At 69.6% G+C, this 20,804-nt stretch carries 16 protein-coding genes and 1 other RNA gene; 8 read left to right on the plus strand and 9 right to left on the minus strand.

All coding sequences use genetic code 11. The annotated features are described in order from the left end of the window. The first annotated feature begins 52 nt into the window (after positions 1 to 52). Positions 53 to 1,075, plus strand: coding sequence for a sugar-transfer associated ATP-grasp domain-containing protein (locus VFF97_RS13830; protein ID WP_325034078.1), 1,023 nt, complete (start codon positions 53 to 55; stop codon positions 1,073 to 1,075). A 97-nt stretch (positions 1,076 to 1,172) separates the two neighbouring features. Here the strand turns inward: VFF97_RS13830 and VFF97_RS13835 are convergent, their stop codons facing one another. The 3 genes from VFF97_RS13835 to VFF97_RS13845 all read right to left on the minus strand — a co-directional run bounded on the left by VFF97_RS13835 (position 1,173) and on the right by VFF97_RS13845 (position 4,555). Beyond that, on the minus strand, positions 1,173 to 1,871 hold the full coding sequence (locus tag VFF97_RS13835; RefSeq protein ID WP_325034079.1) for a coenzyme F420-0:L-glutamate ligase: 699 nt from the start codon (positions 1,869 to 1,871) through the stop codon (positions 1,173 to 1,175). After that, positions 1,868 to 3,382: an RNA polymerase sigma factor gene (locus VFF97_RS13840; protein ID WP_325034080.1), complete on the minus strand. Its 1,515-nt coding sequence runs from the start codon at positions 3,380 to 3,382 to the stop codon at positions 1,868 to 1,870. Before VFF97_RS13840 ends, VFF97_RS13835 begins: the two co-directional genes overlap by 4 nt. A gap of 255 nt (positions 3,383 to 3,637) precedes the next feature. After that, entirely contained in the window at positions 3,638 to 4,555 is a 918-nt protein-coding gene (locus tag VFF97_RS13845; RefSeq protein WP_325034081.1) for a PAC2 family protein, read from the minus strand. Between the two features lie 106 nt (positions 4,556 to 4,661). On the opposite strand from VFF97_RS13845, the gene VFF97_RS13850 reads away from it, so the two are divergent. The 3 genes from VFF97_RS13850 (at position 4,662) to sucB (ending at position 9,493) form a co-directional block, all read left to right on the plus strand. Beyond that, entirely contained in the window at positions 4,662 to 6,134 is a 1,473-nt protein-coding gene (locus VFF97_RS13850) for a leucyl aminopeptidase (protein ID WP_325034082.1), read from the plus strand. Beyond that, on the plus strand, positions 6,134 to 7,507 hold the full coding sequence (gene lpdA / locus VFF97_RS13855; protein WP_325034083.1) for a dihydrolipoyl dehydrogenase: 1,374 nt from the start codon (positions 6,134 to 6,136) through the stop codon (positions 7,505 to 7,507). Before VFF97_RS13850 ends, lpdA begins: the two co-directional genes overlap by 1 nt. A gap of 63 nt (positions 7,508 to 7,570) precedes the next feature. After that, the gene (gene sucB, locus VFF97_RS13860) at positions 7,571 to 9,493 is read left to right on the plus strand and encodes a 2-oxoglutarate dehydrogenase, E2 component, dihydrolipoamide succinyltransferase (protein ID WP_325034084.1); all 1,923 of its coding nucleotides are present in this window, start codon (positions 7,571 to 7,573) and stop codon (positions 9,491 to 9,493) included. Between the two features lie 46 nt (positions 9,494 to 9,539). On the opposite strand, the gene VFF97_RS13865 is transcribed toward sucB, so the two are convergent. Next, on the minus strand, positions 9,540 to 10,901 hold the full coding sequence (locus VFF97_RS13865) for a hypothetical protein (RefSeq protein WP_325034085.1): 1,362 nt from the start codon (positions 10,899 to 10,901) through the stop codon (positions 9,540 to 9,542). Between the two features lie 125 nt (positions 10,902 to 11,026). Here VFF97_RS13865 and VFF97_RS13870 point away from each other — a divergent pair, with 125 nt between their 5' ends. Continuing rightward, entirely contained in the window at positions 11,027 to 11,737 is a 711-nt protein-coding gene (locus VFF97_RS13870; RefSeq protein ID WP_325034086.1) for a DUF4191 family protein, read from the plus strand. Between the two features lie 9 nt (positions 11,738 to 11,746). Here VFF97_RS13870 and VFF97_RS13875 read toward each other — a convergent pair whose 3' ends face one another. Continuing rightward, complete coding sequence (locus tag VFF97_RS13875) at positions 11,747 to 12,145, minus strand: RDD family protein (RefSeq protein WP_325034087.1); 399 nt, start codon at positions 12,143 to 12,145, stop codon at positions 11,747 to 11,749. Positions 12,146 to 12,327: 182 nt separating this feature from the next. Between VFF97_RS13875 and glnA (VFF97_RS13880) the strand changes: the two genes are divergently transcribed. Next, entirely contained in the window at positions 12,328 to 13,752 is a 1,425-nt protein-coding gene (gene glnA / locus VFF97_RS13880; protein WP_325034088.1) for a type I glutamate--ammonia ligase, read from the plus strand. A gap of 97 nt (positions 13,753 to 13,849) precedes the next feature. Here the strand turns inward: glnA (VFF97_RS13880) and VFF97_RS13885 are convergent, their stop codons facing one another. From VFF97_RS13885 to VFF97_RS13895, 3 genes are read right to left on the minus strand one after another with little or no spacing between them, the layout of a single operon-like run. Beyond that, positions 13,850 to 16,849, minus strand: a complete 3,000-nt coding sequence (locus VFF97_RS13885) for a bifunctional [glutamine synthetase] adenylyltransferase/[glutamine synthetase]-adenylyl-L-tyrosine phosphorylase (protein ID WP_325034089.1) — start codon at positions 16,847 to 16,849, stop codon at positions 13,850 to 13,852. 10 nt (positions 16,850 to 16,859) lie between these two features. Beyond that, positions 16,860 to 18,197, minus strand: a complete 1,338-nt coding sequence (glnA, locus tag VFF97_RS13890) for a type I glutamate--ammonia ligase (RefSeq protein ID WP_325034090.1) — start codon at positions 18,195 to 18,197, stop codon at positions 16,860 to 16,862. A gap of 36 nt (positions 18,198 to 18,233) precedes the next feature. Further along, positions 18,234 to 18,464, minus strand: a complete 231-nt coding sequence (locus tag VFF97_RS13895; protein WP_325034091.1) for an SPOR domain-containing protein — start codon at positions 18,462 to 18,464, stop codon at positions 18,234 to 18,236. An 86-nt stretch (positions 18,465 to 18,550) separates the two neighbouring features. Between VFF97_RS13895 and ppgK the strand changes: the two genes are divergently transcribed. Continuing rightward, positions 18,551 to 19,321 carry a polyphosphate--glucose phosphotransferase gene (gene ppgK / locus VFF97_RS13900; protein WP_325034092.1) on the plus strand — a complete coding sequence of 257 codons (771 nt, stop codon included), beginning with the start codon at positions 18,551 to 18,553 and terminating at the stop codon, positions 19,319 to 19,321. A 247-nt stretch (positions 19,322 to 19,568) separates the two neighbouring features. Here ppgK and rnpB read toward each other — a convergent pair. Beyond that, positions 19,569 to 19,938, minus strand: an RNA gene (rnpB, locus tag VFF97_RS13905) — RNase P RNA component class A. Between the two features lie 157 nt (positions 19,939 to 20,095). Between rnpB and VFF97_RS13910 the strand changes: the two genes are divergently transcribed. Continuing rightward, positions 20,096 to 20,764, plus strand: a complete 669-nt coding sequence (locus VFF97_RS13910) for a cell wall protein (RefSeq protein WP_325034093.1) — start codon at positions 20,096 to 20,098, stop codon at positions 20,762 to 20,764. Positions 20,765 to 20,804: the final 40 nt, after the last annotated feature.

Consider the following 20,804-nt stretch of genomic DNA (forward strand, 5'->3'; position numbering starts at 1 on the left):
CGGTCACGCCTCTAGACTATCCGGGTCCCCCACTCCCGACCCTGGAGACCGCATGCCTCGCAAGGGCCTCAGCCTCGCGCCTCGCCTTCGCTACCTCGCCGGACGCGCCCGCCGCATCGACGTCGGATCCGTGCTCGAGCGCGCCAGGGACGTGTCGCGCACGCACGGCAAGTGGACCCCGGCGGTGATCGTCGACATGCTGTGGTCGGCCGGATTCCGACAGGTCGGGTTCCAGGACTACGTGGACTACGACTTCGCGATCCTCAGCAAAGCCGAGCGCGCCACGTACATGACGCACCCCGTCTCGAACGAGCTGTCGCAGAAGTACGACCACCCCGACTACCGCCACATCTTCCAGGACAAGGTCGAGTTCGACCGCGTCTTCAGCGACCACCTCAAGCGCGAGTGGATGGTCGTCGAGGAGGGCAACGCGGATGCCGTCCGGGAGTTCACCGAGCGGCACGGCACGATCGTGACGAAAGAGCCCGTCGGCCAGGCGGGCACCGGCGTGCACCGCTATCACGCCGCCGACATCGACGATTGGGACGCGTTCCATCGCGGGCTTCTCGAGCGCGGCGAGCTGCTCATCGAAGAGGTGATCCGGCAGCATCCGGATCTCGCCGCGGTGTGCCCCGGCACCGTCAACACGACGCGCGTGACGGCATTCTTCGACGGTGAGAAGACGCACATCCTCGCGATGGCGCAGAAGTTCGGCCGCGGCGCGGTGAGCGACCAGATGACGTTCGGCGGCTTCTACACGATGCTCGACGACGACGGCCATGCCGTCGGCGCCGGCTACGACTCGCACGGGCACGTGCACGAGAACCACCCCGACACGGGCTTCCGCATCGCGGACTTCCGACTGCCGATGGTCGACGAGGTGAAGGCGTTCGTCGACCGGGTCGCACGCGTCGTGCCGCAGGTGCAGTACGTCGGGTGGGACATCGTCGTGACGCCCGACGGGCCGGTGCTCGTGGAGGGCAACTGGGGCGCGGGCGTGTACGAGAACAAGCCGAGCGTCACCGGCATCCGCACCGGTCACAAGCCGCGCTACCGCGAGGCCATCGGGTTCTGACACGGGCAGCGAGCGAAGCGTCACTGCTCCCGCCACAGACGTGAGAAGGCCCAGCCCGCTGTAACGGGACCGGGCCTTCTCGCTCAGCTCTGTCAGTTCACGCGGCGCGCACGATGCCGAGCGGCGTCGACTCGTGCCCCTGGCCGAGCGGGTTGTCCTTGAGGATCGCGAGCAGGCGCTTCTCCCCCGCCTTGTCGAGCGTCGAGCCGAGGATGTTGCCGCCGAGGTCGTTGATGTCGACCACCGCGACCTCCGGCACACCGCCGAGTAACTGCTTGACGTGCGCCGCGACCTCGCGCGGACGCTCCGGACCGAGTACGACGGCCTTGTTGTACGGCGGGATCGTGCCGCTCGTCGGACCGTCGATCGCGCGGGCCTTGTCACCCGCGATGCGGTAGAAGTCGCCTTTGCGGCCGAACGCCTTCGTGACGGCGGCGACCGCCGCGGCGACCAGGATGCGCGGGGTGCCGCACTCGCGCAGCGCCATCTCCATCGTCTCGGGCATGCCCAAGCCGATGCCGTACGGCGTGCGCGTCACGTACTTCGACAGGAAGTACGCGAGCTTGCGCGGCTTGATCTCCTCGACGAGGTACGAACGGCCCTGGGTGATCGCGACGATCTTCTCGGTCACGAACAGAATGTCGCCCGGACGCACCTCGGACTCGGCATACTCGCGCACGAACGCGTCGAGGTCGTCTCCGGGCATCACCACGCGCGTCCGGATGGGGATGCGCGCGTATGACGACCCGTCGACGGCGACGGTGAGCGCCTTGCCGGCGTTCGCCTCGCCGCTCACTCGAGGTAGTCCCGCAGCGACTGCGAACGCGACGGGTGACGCAGCTTCGCCATCGTCTTCGACTCGATCTGGCGGATGCGCTCACGCGTCACGCCGAACGTGTCGCCGATCTGGTCGAGCGTCTTGGGCTGACCGTCGCCGAGGCCGAAGCGCATGCGGATCACTCCCGCCTCACGCTCGCTGAGCGAGTCGAGGAGCGACTCGAGCTGGCGCTGCAGCATCGTGAAGCCCACCGCGTCGGCCGGGACGACCGCCTCGGTGTCTTCGATCAGGTCACCGAACTCGCTGTCGCCGTCCTCACCGAGAGGCGTGTGCAGCGAGATCGGCTCACGGCCGTACTTCTGCACCTCGATGACCTTCTCGGGGGTCATGTCGAGCTCGCGGCTGAGCTCCTCGGGCGTGGGCTCACGTCCGAGGTCCTGCAGCATCTGACGCTGCACGCGCGCGAGCTTGTTGATGACCTCGACCATGTGGACGGGAATGCGGATCGTGCGGGCCTGGTCGGCCATGGCACGGGTGATCGCCTGGCGGATCCACCACGTCGCGTACGTCGAGAACTTGAAGCCCTTGGTGTAGTCGAACTTCTCGACAGCACGGATGAGGCCCAGGTTGCCCTCCTGGATGAGGTCCAGGAACTGCATGCCACGACCCGTGTAGCGCTTCGCGAGCGAGACGACCAGACGCAGGTTCGCGCCCAGCAGGTGGGACTTGGCACGCTGGCCGTCGCGAGCAACCCACTGCAGGTCGAGGCCCAGCTGGCTGGACTTCTCCTCAGGCGTCATCTTCGACAGCTTCTCTTCGGCGAACAGGCCCGCCTCGATGCGCATCGCGAGCTCGACCTCTTCGGCCGCGTTCAGCAGCGGGACCTTGCCGATCTGCTTCAGGTAGTCCTTGACAGGGTCGGCGGTCGCGCCGGTGATCTGCGTCGAGTAGACGGGGATGTCGTCCTCGTCGGTCGAGGAGATGACGATCGCGCCGGTCGGGAGCGGCTCCTGGAACGGCGCCGGCTTCTCCTCTTCTTCCTCCTCGTCGTCGGAGGATTCGGATGCCTCGGCCTCGCCCTCGGCGGCCTTGGCGCGGCGCCCCTTCTTCTTCGGGGCAGGAGCCTCTTCGGCGGCATCCGCCTCGTCGTCTGCGTCGACGTCTTCGGTGTCGGCCTCGTCCACGACGTCGGCGTCGTCGACGACGGCGTCGACGTCCAGCTCCACGTCGTCGAGCTCGACGTCTTCGAGCTCGTCGACCTCTTCTTCAGAGGAGGCCTTGCCCTTGGGCGCCGCCTTCTTGGGAGACGCCTTGGCGGTGGACTTCTTGGCCGCGGTCTTGCCCGCCGCGGTCTTGGTGGACGCGGACTTCGCGGACGCCTTGGCGCCAGCGGTCTTGGTCGCGGTGGTCTTCTTCGCGCCGGCGATCTTCGAGCCCGGCTTCGTCGTCGTGCCCTTCTTCTCTTCGTCGGCGGCCGTCTCGGCGCTCTTCGCGCGCGAGCGTGCGGTCGTGTTGGTGGCTGCGGTCACGGTTCGCCTTTCAGTGGCGGCGGGTGTCTGTCGCCCCCCGGTCGATTTCGGACACTAGTAAGACCCTTGTCAAGTCCCTGCGCCTGCGAAGGCACTCGCGGAGAGGGTTGACAACGGGTCAGATCATCCATTCTCTCACACTTGGCGTGCGGTGCTGACGCACGATGGACGCGATTAAGAGAACGCACGGGGGGCCTTCGGCATTCCCCTCCGCGCGGCTCCGGAGCATCCGTTCCGTTGGGGTTCTGACGTTCGTCAGGCCTTGTCGTCTTCGGCGCTCGGTCGCGAAGCGAGGAAGCGCTCGAGCTCGGCTGCGAGCTCGTCGGCGCTCGGGAGGTCACCCGTGTGGATCATGGGGGTCGCGAGGGTGGAACCCGCCATGTAGGCGTCGTAGCGCTCCTCGAGACCCTGCAGCATGCGGGAGAGCTCGTCGTTGCCCGAGACCTGCTCTTCGACGCGCGACAGGTAGTCGCGATTCTGCTCGCGCAGGTCGTCGCCCGCGAACACGAGTCCTGTCGCGACTGTGAGGCTGTCGAGCGCTGCCAAGGTCGCGGCCGGGTAGTCGGTGTCGCCGAGGTAGTGCGGAATGAGGAGCACGAACCCCGCGACCGCCGCGCCCGACTCGGCGAACCGGTACTCGAGAAGGTGGCCGACGGTCGCCGGGACCTGCGTGTGGGGCTTCCACACCGAGTGCGCCTCGGTGAGGTCGGTGCGCGTGCCGCTCACCGTGGTTCCGATCGGCCGTGTGTGCGGGACCGGCATCGGGATCGCGTGCACCCACGTCACGGTCGACACCGAATAGACGTGCGCGAGCTGGAGGACCGCGTCGGTGAACGCGTCCCACGCGAAGTCGGGCTCGTACCCCGCGAGCACGAGGAACGGCTGGCCGAGCGCGTCATGCGCGAGAGACAGCTCGAGCCGCGGCGGCTGGAAGTCCGTGAGGTGGTCGGCCTCGAACGAGATGATCGGCCGGCGCGCGCGATAGTCGAGCAGCACGTCGTTCGAGAACACCGCGAGCGGAATGGGGTCGAGCACCTCGCGCACATACGAGATGAGCCCGCTCACGGCGCCGCCCGCGTCGGTGAATCCCGTCAGCGCGATCACGAGCGGGAGTCCCGGCGGTACCGGCGGAGCCGATGCGCTGCGTTCGAAGAGAGGCGCGGACCACGGCATGCCTCCATGCTACGAGTCGCTCCGACACACCCGGCGTCAGCGCGATGGCGCTCACAGCGAACAGCGCCGTGCGAGAGCGAACGGCCCCGTACCTAGGATGGGAGCCATGTCGTTTCCCGACCTCGAGTACCGCACCGACCCTGTCCGAGAATCCGACGCCGACGCGATCCTTTTGGCCCTCCCCCCACTGGACGACCTCGAGCTGAACGACTGGCCCGGCCTGCGTGACGCCCTCCTCGCGGTCGGCTTCACCGGTGCGCCGTCGTCCTTCCAGCGGGTCGCCGCCCCCGATGCCACGACGACGCCCCTCGCGGTCGTGGGAACGGGCGCATCGCCGGATGACGCGGCCCTCCGCGACGCGGTGGGGGCCGGCATCCGCACCCTCACCGGTTTCGAGCGGGTGGCCGTCTCCGCTTTGTTCGCGGACGCCGCGCAGTGGCGCGCGGTCGCCGAAGGCGCCGCTCTCGGCGGCTACCGGTTCGACGGCTACAAGTCAGAGGCGCCGAAGGCGCGCGCGTCGAAGGTGATCGTGCACGGCGCATCCGAGGTCGGTGACGACGAGCTCGCGGCTGTGATGGCCGAGGCGGATGCTGTGGCCCTCGTCAAGGACCTCGTGACGACCCCCGCGCAGTGGCTCGGCCCGGCCGACTTCGCGCAGCGCGCGACCGATTCGGTGGACGGCCTTCCGGTCACGGTCGAGGTGTTCGACGAGGACGCGCTGAAAGAGGGTGGCTTCGGTGGAATCCTCGGCGTCGGGCAGGGCTCCGACCGTCCGCCGCGCCTCGTGCACCTCTCCTACTTCCCCGAGGGCGCCGGCAAGCACATCGCGCTCGTCGGCAAGGGCATCACGTTCGACACAGGCGGCCTCTCGCTCAAGCCCGCGACCGGCATGGTCGGCATGAAGTACGACATGGCGGGTGCCGCGACCGTGCTCAGCGTGCTCCGCGCGGTGGCCGCCCAGGGCCTTCCCGTGCGCGTGAGCGCATGGCTGTGCATCGCCGACAACATGCCGTCGGGGCGCGCGACGCGTCCCGGAGACGTGCTGCGCATGACCGACGGCACGACCGTCGAGGTGCTCAACACCGACGCCGAAGGACGCCTCGTGCTCGCCGACGGGCTCGCGGCGGCGAGCCGCGAACGCCCCGACGTCCTCGTCGACGTCGCGACCCTCACCGGTGCGATCTCGATCGCGCTCGGCACACGCCACGCGGGCGTCATGGGAGACGACGACACGGTGGCCGCATATCTCGCCGCCGCGCGCGAGGCCGGCGAGCTCGCGTGGCAGCTCCCGCTCCCCGACCACATGGTCGAGGAGCTCGACTCCCCCATCGCCGATCTGCAGAACGCGAAGATCGGCGACACCGCGGGCGGCTCGCTTTTCGCGGGCCTGTTCCTGCGGCACTTCGTCGGGCGCGTGTCCGATGACGACGACGCCCCCCGCATCCCGTGGGTGCACCTCGATATCGCGAACGTCGGGATGAACAAGGGCGGCCCTTACGGATACACCGACAAAGGCCCGACCGGAGCGACGGTGCGGTCGCTCATCCGGTTCGTGTCGAACACCGCGAAGGAGGCCTGATGGCCGAGCACACATTCGACCTCGTCGTGCTGGGTGGCGGCAGCGGCGGCTACGCCGCGGCGCTGCGGGCGGCCGAGCTCGGCAAGAGCGTCGCGCTCGTCGAGAAGGACAAGGTCGGCGGGACGTGCCTGCACCGCGGGTGCATCCCCACGAAGGCCCTCCTGCACGCGGGGGAAGTGGCCGACATCGCGCGCGATGCGTCGACGATCGGCATCCGCGCCACGCTCGAGGGAATCGACCCCGACGGCGTCCGGGCCTATCGCGAAGGGATCGTCGCGAAGAAGTACAAGGGCCTGCAGGGCCTCGTGAAGGCGCGCGGCATCACCCTCGTCGAGGGCGAGGGGCGGCTCGAATCCGGACCCGCGGTGCGCGTCGGGCACGACCTCTACCGCGGCACCGACGTCGTGCTCGCGACCGGTTCGTACACGCGCACGCTCCCCGGCCTGGAGCTCGGCGGACGCGTCATCGCGAGCGAGCAGGCGCTCGAGCTGAGCGAGATCCCGTCGAAGGTCGTCGTGATCGGCGGCGGCGTGATCGGCGTCGAGTTCGCGAGCATCTGGCACTCGTTCGGCGCCGAAGTGACGATCGTCGAGGCGCTCGACCGGCTCGTCCCGAACGAGGATCCGGCGCTGAGCAAGGCGCTCGAGCGCGCGTTCCGCCGCAAGGGCATCCTCGCGAAGACGGGGGTGAAGTTCAGCTCGGTGGAGCAGACGGATGCGGGAGCCGTCGTCACCCTCGAGGACGGCTCGACCGTCGAGGGCGACTACGTCCTGGTGGCGGTGGGCCGCGGACCGGCGACGGCGGGCCTCGGCTATGAAGAGGCGGGCGTCGCGATCGAGCGGGGCTTCGTCACGACGGATGAGCGCCTGCGCACATCGGTTCCGAACGTGTGGGCGGTCGGCGACATCGTCCCGGGCCTCCAGCTCGCGCACCGCGGCTTCCAGCAGGGCATCTTCGTCGCGGAGGAGATCGCGGGTCTCAAGCCCGTCGCCGTGCCGGAGAGCACGATCCCCCGCATCACGTACTGCAGCCCCGAGGTCGCTTCGGTCGGCCTCACCGAGCCGCAGGCGGTCGAGGCCCACGGCGCCGACGCCGTCACGTCGTACGAGTACAACCTCGCGGGAAACGGTCGCAGCGAGATCCTCGGAACGTCGGGCATCGTCAAGGTCGTCCGTGTGAAGGACGGCCCCGTCGTGGGTGTGCACCTCATCGGCGACCGCGTCGGCGAGCTGATCACCGAAGGCCAGCTTGCGGTGGCGTGGGAGGCCCACCCCGAAGACATCGCGCCGTACGTCCACGCCCACCCCACTCAGAGCGAGGCTCTGGGCGAGGCATTCCTGGCGCTGGCGGGCAAGCCGCTTCACGCGCTCTGAGATCGACGGCGCGTGCGGTCACTAAGCTAGACGAGACATCCACGTTCTGAAGGAGACAGTTTCATGAGCACTTCCGTGGTCCTCCCCGCGCTCGGAGAGAGCGTCACCGAGGGAACGGTCACCCGCTGGCTCAAGAAGGTCGGTGACACTGTCCAGGCCGACGAAGGTCTCCTCGAGATCTCGACCGACAAGGTCGACACCGAGATCCCCTCGCCCGTCAGCGGCGTCCTCGAAGAGATCCTCGTCCAGGAGGACGAGACGGTCGAGGTCGGCGCGGTCCTCGCGAAGATCGGCGACGGCTCGGGCGCTTCGACGGATGCCCCGGCCCCCGCCGCCGCTGAGGCGGCTCCCGCGCAAGAGGCGCCCGCCGCGGAGGCCGCTCCTGCCGCCGCTGAGGCGCCCGCCGCAGAGGCCGCTCCGGCTGCCGCGCCCGCGCCCGCCGCGGAGCCCGCGCCCGCGGCTCCCGCCGCTGAGGCCCCTGCCGCTGAGGCTGCTCCTGCCGCCGCTGAGGCCCCTGCCGCCGACGCGCCGGCCGGCGAGGGCAAGGACGTCGTCCTCCCCGAGCTCGGCGAAAGCGTCACCGAGGGCACCGTCACGCGGTGGCTGAAGAACGTGGGCGACTCCGTCGCGGTCGACGAGCCGCTGCTGGAGATCTCGACCGACAAGGTCGACACGGAGATCCCGTCGCCCGTCGCCGGTGTCGTGCAGCACATCTACGTGCAGGAGGACGAGACGGTCGAGGTGGGCGCGCCGCTCGCCCGCATCGGCGAGGGTGCGGCAGCGGCACCTGCGGCTCCCGCTCCGGCTCCGGCCGAGGCCGCTCCGGCTCCGGCTGAGGCCGCTCCGGCTCCGGCTGAGGCGGCTCCAGCTCCGGCTGAGGCGGCTCCGGCGCCCGCCGCCGAGCCCGCACCGGCCGCCGCGCCCGCCGCGCAGGCCGCTCCGGCTCCGGCCGAAACTCCGGCTGCCGAGGCTGCTCCGGCCCCCACCGCCGAGGCACCCGCGGCCGCACCCGCTCAGGCAGCGCCTGCGCAGGCAGCGCCCGCCCCGCGTCCGGCGCCGGGCGGTGGCGATGACGACGGCATCCCGTATGTCACGCCGCTCGTGCGACGTCTCGCGCAGCAGCAGGGCGTCGACCTCGCGAAGGTGAAGGGCACGGGCGTCGGCGGACGCATCCGCAAGGAGGACGTGCTCAAGGCCGCGGAGGCGGCACCCGCTCCCGCAGCGGCCGCCGCACCGGCTGCGCCGAAACGCGAGCCGCTCGAGGTCTCGCCGCTGCGCGGCACGACGCAGCCGATGTCGCGCCTGCGCAAGGTGCTGGCCGAGCGTGCGGTGGCGTCGATGCAGCAGACGGCGCAGCTCACGACGGTCGTCGAGGTCGACGTGACGAAGCTCGCGAACTACCGCGACAAGGTCAAGGCGGACTTCCAGGCCAAGACGGGCGACAAGCTGTCGTTCCTGCCGTTCTTCGCCCTCGCGGCTGCCGAGGCGCTCCAGGCGTACCCCGTGGTCAACTCGACCGTCGACGGCACCGACATCGTCTACCCGCCGACGGAGAACCTGTCGATCGCGGTCGACACCGAGCGCGGTCTGCTGACGCCGGTGCTGCGCGACGCGGGCTCGAAGAACATCGCGCAGATCGCGCACGAGATCGCCGATCTCGCTGCACGCACGCGCGAGAACAAGCTGAAGCCCGACGAGCTCGCCGGCGGCACGTTCACGCTCACGAACACCGGTTCGCGCGGCGCGCTGTTCGACACGCCGGTCGTCTTCCTGCCGCAGACCGCGATCCTCGGCACCGGCGTCGTCGTCAAGCGGCCCGGCGTGGTGACGGTCGACGGCAAGGACGCGATCTCGATCCGTTCGTACGTCTACCTCGCACTGTCGTACGACCACCGCGTGATCGACGGTGCCGACGCGGCGCGCTTCCTGGGCGCCGTGAAGGCTCGCCTCGAGGAAGCCGCGTTCGAGGACCAGCTCGGAATCTGATCCACTCCACGTGAACGGCTGAGCCGCGGCGCCCACGCGTCGCGGCTCAGCCGTTCTCGACGTCATAGACATCCCGCAGCAGCCACCCCTCCCCGCCTCGTACGAGCACCACGAGCTGCGAGGCGGATGCCGTACCCACCGGCTCGACGCGCAGCACCGCCACTCCCCCGAACTCGTCGACGAGGGAGACCGCGCGAGCGTCGGCCGGCATGTCGACGACGCCGGGTGGAAACGCCGATGACGGACTCTCCGCCACCGCCGCGAGGCAGTCGATGTCATCCGCGCAGGCCGCTCGCGCGGTCAGAAGCTCGTCGGCGACCGCGACAAGGTCGCCTGGCGCGGGTGCCTCTGTGGGCGGCGCATCCGTCGATTCTTCGCGCGGAGCGGCATCCTCGCCCGCGTCAGGCACCTCATCCCGTGTGGCCTCGCCGACCGTCGCCTCGTCGCTCGAAAGAGGCGACGCCGACCTCGACGCCGTCTCCGCCTCATCCGCCCCGGCGGGCCAGACGAAGCCTCCCGTCACGATCGCGACCGCGAGGCCTCCCGCGAGCAGCCACGGCTTGCGTCGGCCGCCCGACCTCGCCGAGCGCATCCGCCTCCACGCATCCGTCGCGACACGCGACACCGCATCGCCGAGGTCGGCGTCGATATGACGGGCGATCGACGCCATCAGCCCGCGCGGCCCGCCGTCGCCATCGGCGACCGCCGGGAATCGTCGTGTCGACAGCGCGTCGGCGACAGCCTCCGTCGCGGCCGCGGCGCGCGCCCGGCGCGGGCCGAACACCGTCAGGGCGAGCGGTTCCGGATGAGCCAGCGCGAAGAGACGCTGTTCGACCGCGTCGAGCTCGTGTCGCGACGGCCGCTCCGCGAGCACCGCTCGCACCGCCTCGTCCAGCGTGGCGCCGGTTGCGGGTGTCTCGAGCGTGCGAAGCAGTTCGGCGCAGGCGATCGCCGCCGCGTCGCCGCCGGCACCACACGCGAAGAGGGGGCGACCGGCATCCGTCACCCACCATCCACCCACGACGGTCGTGCGAGCGGCGGCGAGCTCGGCGAACCCCCGGACGACGCTGACGGCGAGCGTCACCGTCTCGCCCGGCGACAGCGGCGCGCCCGACGCGTCTCGTCGGCGCACGAAGGCGTCGGCGCGCTCCACGCACACCGGGACGACGACATCGTGTCCCTCGGCGCGCCGCACGAGGTCGAGTGCGCCGAGGACGTGGCCGTCGGGATCGGCCGACCAGCCGGGCCACTGCGCGTCGAAATGCCGGGCCCCGACGAGCACACAGGTGTCGCCGGATGCCGCGCGCACGAGCGTGCCCGGCCAGGGCGACTCGTCGCCGCCCGACACCGTTCGCAGTGGGCGGTACGCGGTCATGAGCAGGTCGTCGAGCAGGGCCTTCTCTTCCACACATCGATGGTCCGCCGCATCCGCTGCAGGTCGGCCCCGTGTGCCATCGCCTGTGGACACCGGCGGGCCGCGCGAGCGGTGGGGAGGAACAGAGGCCGTGTGCGCGGAAAGGTAGGCTTAAGGGCATGGCCGCCCGTACCACCGCACCCGAGAAGCGCCCCGGTTTCCTCACTCAGCTGCGCACGCTGTTCACCTTCACGCGCAAGGCGTTCCCGTGGCTGCCGTGGCTGCTCATCGGCATCCTCCTCGTGGGCATCGGGCTCGGTCTGCTCGTCGGGTTCCTCATCCAGCCGGTCGCATGGTGGAGCGTCGTGCTCTGGACGATCACAGGCCTCATGCTCGGCGTGCTCGCGTCCCTCATGACGATGACCCGCCTGTCGACCATCGCGATGTACCGGCAGATCGACGGCATGCCCGGGGCGACCGGTCATGTGCTGTCGACGTCGCTCGGCCGCAAGTGGCAGGCCGGCGACATGCCCGTCGGCATCAACCCCAAGACGCAGGAGGCGGTCTACCGCGCCGTCGGACGCGGCGGTGTCGTCATCGTCGGCGAGGGCTCGCGCGGACGGCTCACGCGCCTCATCAACGACGAGCGCTCCAAGGTGCAGCGTGTCGCCTCGGGCGTGCCGGTGACGGTGCTGTACGTCGGGCACGGCGACGGGGACGTGCCGATCGCGAAGCTCGCTTCGACGATCAAGGCTCTCCCCAAGAAGATCGACCGCGCGACGATGGCGGCCGTCATCAAGCGCATCGACTCGGTGTCGCAGTCGCTCACGTCGCTGCCGATCCCGAAGGGCATCGACCCGACGAAGGTGCGCGCTCCGCGCCCGCGCTGAGCCCGCGCGCTACGCGCGCACGAGCACGGTGCCAGCCGCCTTGTCGTGGAGACCGCGCTGGTCGGAGTCCCAGATGACGGCCGGGATGACGATGACGAGCAGCGCCGTGCGGATGATGGGGCGCCACAGCCCCACCCACGTCCCGTCGACGCGCATGATCCGCAGGCCGAAGATGCGGTGGCCCGGGCTGCCCTGAAGCGTCGGCAGGAAGACGAGCTGGATCGCGGCGAAGATCGCCAGGATCGCGAGCGGATCCCACGCGAAGAAGCCCGAGATCAGGTACGCCGCGCCGTAGTCGATGAACAGCGCGCCGACGCGTCGGCCGAGGCGAGCGATCGATCCCGGTCCCTCTTGGGGAAGCCCGAGCCGCTCGCCGGGATACGAGGATTCGACGGGGGCATCAGGCACGTTTCCAGCCTACCTGCGCGCCACGTCGGGCCGTTTCACCGGCGCATCCGGCCGAAATCGAGCGCACCCAGCCTGCCGTAACATCTCGGAAACATGGGGGACACTGCCGGGCAATGCCCTCTCGATACGGTCGATCTGCGCCGGCAGGCGCGGTTCCCGAATGCCCTACCTCTGGAGTCTTCATGTTCAGTGATTCATCCGAGGTGCTGAAGTTCATCAAGGACGAGGACGTCAAGTTCCTCGACATCCGGTTCACGGATCTTCCTGGCGTGCAGCAGCACTTCAACATCCCGGCCTCGACCGTCGACGAGGACTTCTTCACCGTCGGACAGCTCTTCGACGGCTCGTCGATCCGGGGCTTCGCGAGCATCCATGAGTCGGACATGCAGCTCATCCCCGACGTGTCGACCGCGTATGTCGACCCGTTCCGCGACGAGAAGACCCTCATCATGGTCTTCGACATCTACAACCCGCGTAACGGCGAGATCTACAGCAAGGACCCGCGCCAGGTCGCCAAGAAGGCCGAGAAGTACCTCGCCTCGACCGGCATCGCCGACACCGCGTACTTCGCCCCCGAGGCCGAGTTCTACGTCTTCGACGACGTCCGCTACGAGGTGCGTCAGGGCAAGAGCTACTACGAGGTCGACTCCGAAGAGGCCGCGTGGAACTCCGGCCGCGCGGAAGAGGGCGGCAACCTCGCGTACAAGACGCCTTACAAGGGCGGCTACTTCCCCGTCTCGCCGGTCGACAAGCACGCCGACCTCCGCGACGACATCGTGCTCAAGCTGATCCAGGCAGGGCTCGAGGTCGAGCGCGCGCACCACGAGGTGGGCACCGCCGGCCAGGCCGAGATCAACTACAAGTTCGACACGATGGTCCACGCGGCGGACGACATCCTGAAGTTCAAGTACATCGTCAAGAACACCGCGCTGCAGTGGGGCAAGACCGCCACGTTCATGCCGAAGCCGCTGTTCGGCGACAACGGCTCGGGCATGCACACGCACCAGTCGCTGTGGAACAATGGCCAGCCGCTGTTCTACGACGAGAAGGGCTACGCGGGCCTGTCCGACATCGCCCGCTGGTACATCGGCGGCATCCTCGCGCACGCCCCCGCGGTGCTCGCGTTCACGAACCCGACCCTCAACAGCTACCACCGCCTGGTGAAGGGCTTCGAGGCGCCGGTCAACCTCGTCTACTCGGCCGGCAACCGCTCGGCGGCGATCCGCATCCCGATCACGGGGTCGAACCCGAAGGCCAAGCGCATCGAGTTCCGCGCGCCGGATGCCTCGGGCAACCCGTACCTCGCCTTCGCGGCGCAGCTCATGGCCGGTCTCGACGGCATCAAGAACCGCATCGAGCCGCACGAGCCCGTCGACAAGGACCTCTACGAGCTCCCGCCCGAGGAGGCCAAGGGCATCCCGCAGGTGCCGAACTCGCTGCAGGACTCGCTCGACGCCCTCGCCGACGACCACGCGTTCCTCACCGAGGGTGGCGTGTTCACCGAGGACCTGATCGAGACCTGGATCGAGTACAAGATCGAGAACGAGATCCAGCCGCTCGCCCAGCGGCCGCATCCGTTCGAGTACGAGCTGTACTTCGGCGTCTGATCCGCTCTCGCACGAAGGGGGTCCCGGATTCCGGGGCCCCCTTCGGCGTCTCACGACGGGTGACGGATGCCGCGGCATCCGCCCCGTCGCATCCGGCTCAGCCGTAGAAGAGCTTCTCGAAGACGCGCCGCGCGCGGCGCGATGTGCCGAGCCAGTCCTCCTCGACACGCGTCGCCGAGCGGGGCGGGTACCCGAGGAGCCGGCCGATGCCGTCGAGCTTCTGCCGGTCGACGGGGAGGACGTCGCTCGTCTGCCCCGACAGGAGCGTGTTCGCCGACCGCAGCCGGCTCGCGAGGCGCCACGCGGCGGCGAGGCGCTCAGCGGCCGTGTCGGTGATGAGCCCCGCACGCTCGGCGGCCTTGAGCGCCTCCGTCGTCGACGCTGTGCGCAGTTCGGGGATCGCGTGGGCGTGCTGGAGCTGGATGAGCTGCACGAGCCACTCGACGTCGCTCAGACCACCCGGACCGAGCTTGAGGTGTCGCGTCGGGTCGACGCCCTGCGGAAGACGCTCCGCCTCGACCCGGGCCTTGATGCGCTTGATCTCGCGGAGCCCGTGCGGATCGACGTTCTCGGGGTACCGCACCTCGTCGGCGAGCTCGGTGAAGGCGTTGATGAGCTTGACGCTCCCCGCGATGCCTCGAGCACGCAGGAGCGCCTGCGCCTCCCACGACAGCGACCAGCGTCGGTAATACTCCGCATACGAGTCGAGGGAGCGCACGAGTGCTCCGTTGCGCCCCTCGGGACGCAGATCGGCATCCAGCTCGAGGGGTACGCGATGGTCTTCGGAGTGCTTCCGCAGGCCCGCGACGAGCCGCATCGACAGCTCGTGCGCGCGTTGCGGGTCGACGCCGTTCGGGCGGTAGACGTACATGACGTCGGCATCCGACCCGAAGCCCAGCTCTCCCCCGCCGAACCGCCCCATCGCGATGATCGAGAAGTCGAGCGCCTCGTCCTCGGGTGGCACGATCTCACGACGGACCGCGCGCAGCGTGGCTTGGATCGTGACCTCGGTGATGGTCGTGAGCGCCGCGGCGATGTCCTCGATCGTCAGGACGTCGAGCAGCGCGCCCACCGCCGTGCGGAGCAGCTCGCGACGGCGCAGCGCGCGCACCGACCGCATCGCATCGTCGACGGTCACGTGCCGACGCTGGATCGCGCGCGCCTCCTCCTGGAGGGCGGCTCCGGTGCGCGGACGCAGCTGCTCCTCGTCGGCGAGCCACGCCGCCGACTCGGGGATCCACTCCATGAGCTCGCCGACGTAGCGGGAGCCCGACAGCACGTAGGTGAGGCTCTCAGCGGCGCCGGACGAATCGCGCAGCATCCGGAGGAACCAATGCGTGTCGCCGAGGCGCTCGCTGATGCGGCGGAAGGCGAGCAGACCGTAGTCCGGATCCACACCGTCGGCGAACCACCGGATCATGACCGGCATGAGGTGCCGCTGGATCGTCGCCTTGCGGCTGAGGCCCGCGGTCAGCGCGGCGATGTGCCGGAGGGCGCCGGCCGGATCGGCGAAGCCGATCGCGGCGAGACGGTCGTGCGCCTGCTCGGTTGACAGCACGCGCTCCTCGGCGGGCAGCGCCGCCACCGCCGACAGCAGCGGGCGATAGAACAGGCGCACATGGATGTCGCGCACCTCGCGCTTGATCGCCTCCCACTGCTGCCACACCGCGTCGCCCGTCTCCGCGAGCCCCGTCGCGCGTGCGAGCACACGCAGCTCGTCGGGTCGCGAGGGGATGAGGTGGGTGCGCTTGAGGTTGCGCAGCTGAACACGGTGCTCGAGCAGCCGCAGCACGCGGTAGTCGCGCGAGAACGCAGCAGCCTCGGCCCTCCCGATGTAGCCCTCCGTCACGAGCGCTTCGAGCGCCTCGAGCGTGCCGCGCTGCCGGATACGGTCGTCGCTCAGACCGTGGACGAGCTGCAGCAGCTGGACCGTGAACTCGATGTCGCGGATGCCGCCGGGCCCCAGCTTGAGCTGATACGGGGCGTCCGCCGCAGGGATGTGCTCGGTCACGCGCTCGCGCATGCGCTGCACGCTGTCGACGAAGTTCTCGCGCGCCGCACTCGTCCACACCTTCGGCTGGACGGCGCGCACATACGCGTCGCCGAGCTCCGCGTCGCCCGCGAGCGGACGCGCCTTCAGGAGCGCCTGGAACTCCCAGCTCTTCGCCCAGCGGTCGTAGTAGGCGAGATGGGAGTCGAGCGTTCGCACGAGCGCGCCCTGCTTGCCCTCGGGCCGCAGGTTCGCGTCGACCTCCCACAGCGGCGGCTCGACCTCGATGCCCGAGATGCCGCGCATCGTCTGCACCGCGAGCCGCGTCGCGATGTCGACGACACGGCTCTCGCCGATCTCGTCGAGCAGCTCGCCGTCGGCACCCGCAACGAAGATGACGTCCACGTCGCTCACGTAGTTGAGCTCGCGTGCGCCCGCCTTGCCCATGCCGATGATCGCGAGCGCCGTGCGCGCGACCTGCTCGCGGGGGAAGAGCCCGGCCGCCCCCACACCGCGCGACACCCGCACACGCGCGACGCTGAGCGACGCCTCCAGCGCCGCCCCCGCGGCATCCGCCAGCGCCGCCGCGACCCCGACCACCTCGTCGACCGGTGACGCGCTCAGGAGGTCGTACGCGGCGATCCGCGCGAGCATGCGGCGGTATCGCACGCGCAGCGCGACCCACGCCTCGTCTCCCCCGGTCTCGGCGAAGCCGTCCACCGCACCGACCGCGTCGAGCAGCTCGGTGCGCAGCTCGTCGGCCGTCGGGAGACGCCGCCCCTGCCCGGCGAGAGCGGACACTTCCTGCGGATGCCGCAGGAAGAAGTCCGCGAAACCCGTGGACGCCCCCACGAGCGCCCACAGCGCGGCCCAGCCGTCGCCGTCGGAGCGGAGATCCCGGATCGGCTCAGGGTCTCGGCGCGCGATGCGCAGCAGGGCTGCGACCGCGGCATCCGGATCGGCCGCCCGGCCCGCACCCTCGATCAAAGACGCGCGGGGGGCGCCGATGAGCTCGCCGAGCTCGGTCAGCTCGGTGTCGGCGCTGCCCAGCTCACTGAAGCCGAGACGGGCGAGTTCGGTGAGGGGTCCGGACCGATCGAGCGACATGCCGTGCGGATCAGAGCATCTCGAGGTTGCTCTTCAGCTCGAAGGGCGTGACCTGCGAGCGGTACTCCTGCCACTCCTTGCGCTTGTTGAGCAGCACGTAGTTGAAGACCTGCTCGCCGAGCGTCTCTGCGACGAGCTCGGACTCCTCCATGTACTCGAGCGCGTGGTCGAGGCTCGCCGGCAGCGGCGCGTAGCCGAGGGCGCGGCGCTCGGCGTCCGTCAGCGACCACACGTTGTCCTCCGCCTCGGGCGGGAGCTCGTAGCCCTCTTCGATGCCCTTGAGACCCGCGGCGAGCATGAGCGCGAACGCGAGGTACGGGTTCGCGGCGGAGTCGAGCGCGCGGTACTCGACGCGCGACGACTGGCCCTTGTTCGGCTTGTAGAGCGGCACGCGCACGAGCGCCGAGCGGTTGTTGTGGCCCCAGCAGATGAAGCTGGGCGCCTCGTCGCCGCCCCACAGACGCTTGTACGAGTTGACGAACTGGTTCGTGACGGCCGAGATCTCATTCGCGTGACGGAGCAGGCCTGCGATGAATTGTCGTCCGATCTTCGACAGCTGGTACTGGGCGCCCTCTTCGTAGAACGCGTTGACGTCTCCTTCGAAGAGCGACATGTGCGTGTGCATGCCGCTCCCCGGCTGGCCGCTCAGGGGCTTCGGCATGAACGTCGCGTACACGCCCTGCTCGATCGCGACCTCTTTGACGACCGTGCGGAACGTCATGATGTTGTCGGCGGTCGCGAGGGCGTCGGCGTAGCGCAGGTCGATCTCGTTCTGGCCGGGACCGCCCTCATGGTGGCTGTACTCGACCGAGATGCCGAGGTCTTCCAACATCCGGACCGACCGGCGGCGGAAATCGTGCGCCGTGCCGCCGGGGACGTTGTCGAAGTACCCCGCGGAGTCGACGGGCTCGGGACCGTCGGCGCCGAACGACGACGACTTGAGCAGGTAGAACTCGATCTCGGGGTGCGTGTAGAACGTGAAGCCCGCGTCGGCCGCCTTCGCGAGCGCGCGCTTGAGAACGTGGCGCGGGTCGGCGACGGCAGGCTGCCCGTCGGGGGTCGTGATGTCGCAGAACATGCGCGCGGTCGGGTCGATCTCACCGCGCCACGGGAGGATCTGGAACGTCGTGGGGTCCGGATGCGCCAGCAGGTCCGACTCGTACGACCGCGTCAGCCCCTCGATGGCCGAGCCGTCGAAGCCGAGGCCCTCGGCGAAGGCGCCTTCGACTTCGGCCGGGGCGATCGCCACCGACTTGAGCGTTCCGATGACGTCCGTGAACCACAGGCGCACGAACTTGACGCCGCGCTCCTCGATCGTGCGCAACACGAAGTCCCGCTGCTTGTCCATCGCATCCTCTCCCGGCCCTCCGGGCCCCCGGTCAGACTACTTGTCCGCGTCGCCGCTTCCGTCATCGTGGGCCGGTGCGCCCCAGTCGTCGTCTCGGGCCTCTTCCTCGGCCCAGGCCTTCGACCGCTCCTTGAGGAGCTCCGGCGCGTTCGCGGCCTCCTCATAAGTGTCGAACGGGCCCGCGCGATCGACGGCCGGCGACTCGAAGCCCTTCTCGACCTTGCCGGTCGCGAACACGTACCAGTACTTCTCTTCGCCGCTCGTCACGTCAGCCTCCGTCGGTCGCCGGGCGCGTCCGCGCCGCTGGGGTCGATCCTACTGACCGCCCCGACCCACCTGGATAGGCTGGGCCCATGGCAGGGCACAAGCGTCAGGCGGTCGGAGTCGACATCGGCGGCACAGGCATCAAGGGGGCGATCGTCGATCTCGGATCCGGCGAGCTGACGAGCGACCGGATCAAGGTCGCGACCCCCAAAGGCGCGCAACCCGAAGACGTCCTCGCGGCCGTGCGCGAGGTCCTCGACACGCTCGGCGTCGACGATGCGGACGACACCCCGCTCGGCGTCGCGTTCCCGGCGATCGTCAAGGACGGGCGAACGCTGTCGGCGGCGAACGTGTCGGACAAGTGGATCGGCTTCGAGGCCGAGAAGTTCTTCGAGGACGGACTCGGCCGGGACATCCACTTCGCGAACGACGCGGATGTCGCCGGGGTCGCCGAGGTGCGGTACGGCGCCGCGAAGGGCCAGCGCGGCCTCACGCTGCTCACGACCCTCGGCACCGGCATCGGCTCGGCGCTCATCTACAACGGGGTCCTCGTCCCGAACACGGAGCTGGGCCACCTGCACCGGGCGAAGCACGGCAAAGACGCCGAGGCGTATGCCGCGTACTCCGCCATGGAGCGCGACAGCCTCTCGTGGGAGGCATGGGCCAAGCGCCTGCAGTGGTACTACGGGCACCTCGAGTTCCTCTTCACCCCCGACCTCTTCGTGGTGGGCGGCGGCGTGTCGAAGCACGCCGACCAGTTCCTGCCCCTCCTGAAGCTCAACACGCGGATCGTCCCCGCCGTGCATCGGAACAACGCGGGGATCATCGGGGCCGCGGCTTTGGCCGGCGACGAGCGGTAGCCGTCGGCTCGCGGGGCAACCCCGCGACCAATCAGCACTGCGCTGCTGCTCTCGCCGGCGACGGCCGCTCGTCGTCGGCTCGCAATCGATCTCGGCGAGCGGGCAGGCCCCTCGCCGAGATCAGTACATCTGGCCGACGCAGGAGGTTCGAGCGCAGATCGTCCTGAGCCGACCAGATGTCCTGAATCCGGGTGATGCGGATGATCCGGGCAACGCGGATGCGCCGGCTCGCGCCGTCGGGCGAAGGCGAATGGGCCGGCCTGTACGCCGGGTTCTGTTCCGGGGCCGAAGCCCCATCGACGGTCATCTCTCTCGGCGACACGTTGCCGTGCCGCTCCAGCGGCCTACCCGGGGACTCGGCGGGCCGCGTCATCGTCCCCTGCCTGGCCTTGCTCCGGGCGAGGTTTGCCGTGCGAGTCGCGTCACCGCGACCCCGGTGGTCTCTTACACCGCCCTTTCACCCTTACCCCGGTCGAGCCGGGGCGGTCTGCTTTCTGTGGCACTGTCTCGCGGATCACTCCGGGTGGGTGTTACCCACCGCCCTGCCCTGTGGAGCCCGGACGTTCCTCGGCGCGACACGGGAGTCCCGCGCGCGACGCGACCGTCCGGCCGACCCATTCGCACCCCGATTCTATGGGTGGGACCTGAATTGACTTGAGGCAGCCTGAAATGAGATTGTGATCGATTCTCTGCTGTCGGGACCCGATCTGTAGTACCGTGCTTCGTAGCACCTCCATCTGGGGGAGGTCACTGTCGAATTACTGGGGACTCGACATGCGTAAATTCGTCGTTGCTGCCGCATTGTCTGCATCGCTGCTTCTTCTGGCGCCCGTGGGCGCCTCGGCCGCTGTGGATCCTGAACCACCGGCCCCGTCGCCGACGAGCACGAGCTACACGCCCGACAACCCCGACGAGCCGACGCTCGCCGGGTCGTTCGCGGTCGGCGAGTGCGAACGCGACGTTCCGTGGATCTCGTACAACGTCACTCTCACCGATCCCGACAATCAGTCGACCAGCGATGAGGTGTACCTCGTGATCACCGACGGCGTGAACACCGTCGAGATCTTCCTGGGCACGCTGGTGAACAACCAGCTGAGCGGCCGTGTGCTGTGGCCGGGTGCATCCGTCGATGACAACGGTGTGGCCAACGGCTGGCCGGGCTGGGCGTTCGAGAACGGCGAGTGGATCGAGATCGACGGCAATTTCGCGTGGACGCGCGGCGACATCTCCGCGTTCATCCGCGTGAACCCGGAGATCGCGGTCGCGCTCGCGTACCCGCCCGCGACGCCCGTGTGCAACGCCAACCCGCGCGACCCGTCGACCGCAGGCATGCTGTCGACGACGGGCATGAGCCAGCTGGTGCTGCCGACGGCGATCATCGGCGGTCTCGTGCTGGCGGCCGGCCTCAGCCTGTTCGTGCTGCGGCGGCGCCCCCGCAACTGAGGCGGGTGGCTCTTGTCCTCCTCAGTGCGACGTGCCCTGG

This window comes from Microbacterium sp., assembly GCF_035687345.1.
In the GTDB taxonomy this organism is placed as follows: domain Bacteria; phylum Actinomycetota; class Actinomycetes; order Actinomycetales; family Microbacteriaceae; genus Microbacterium.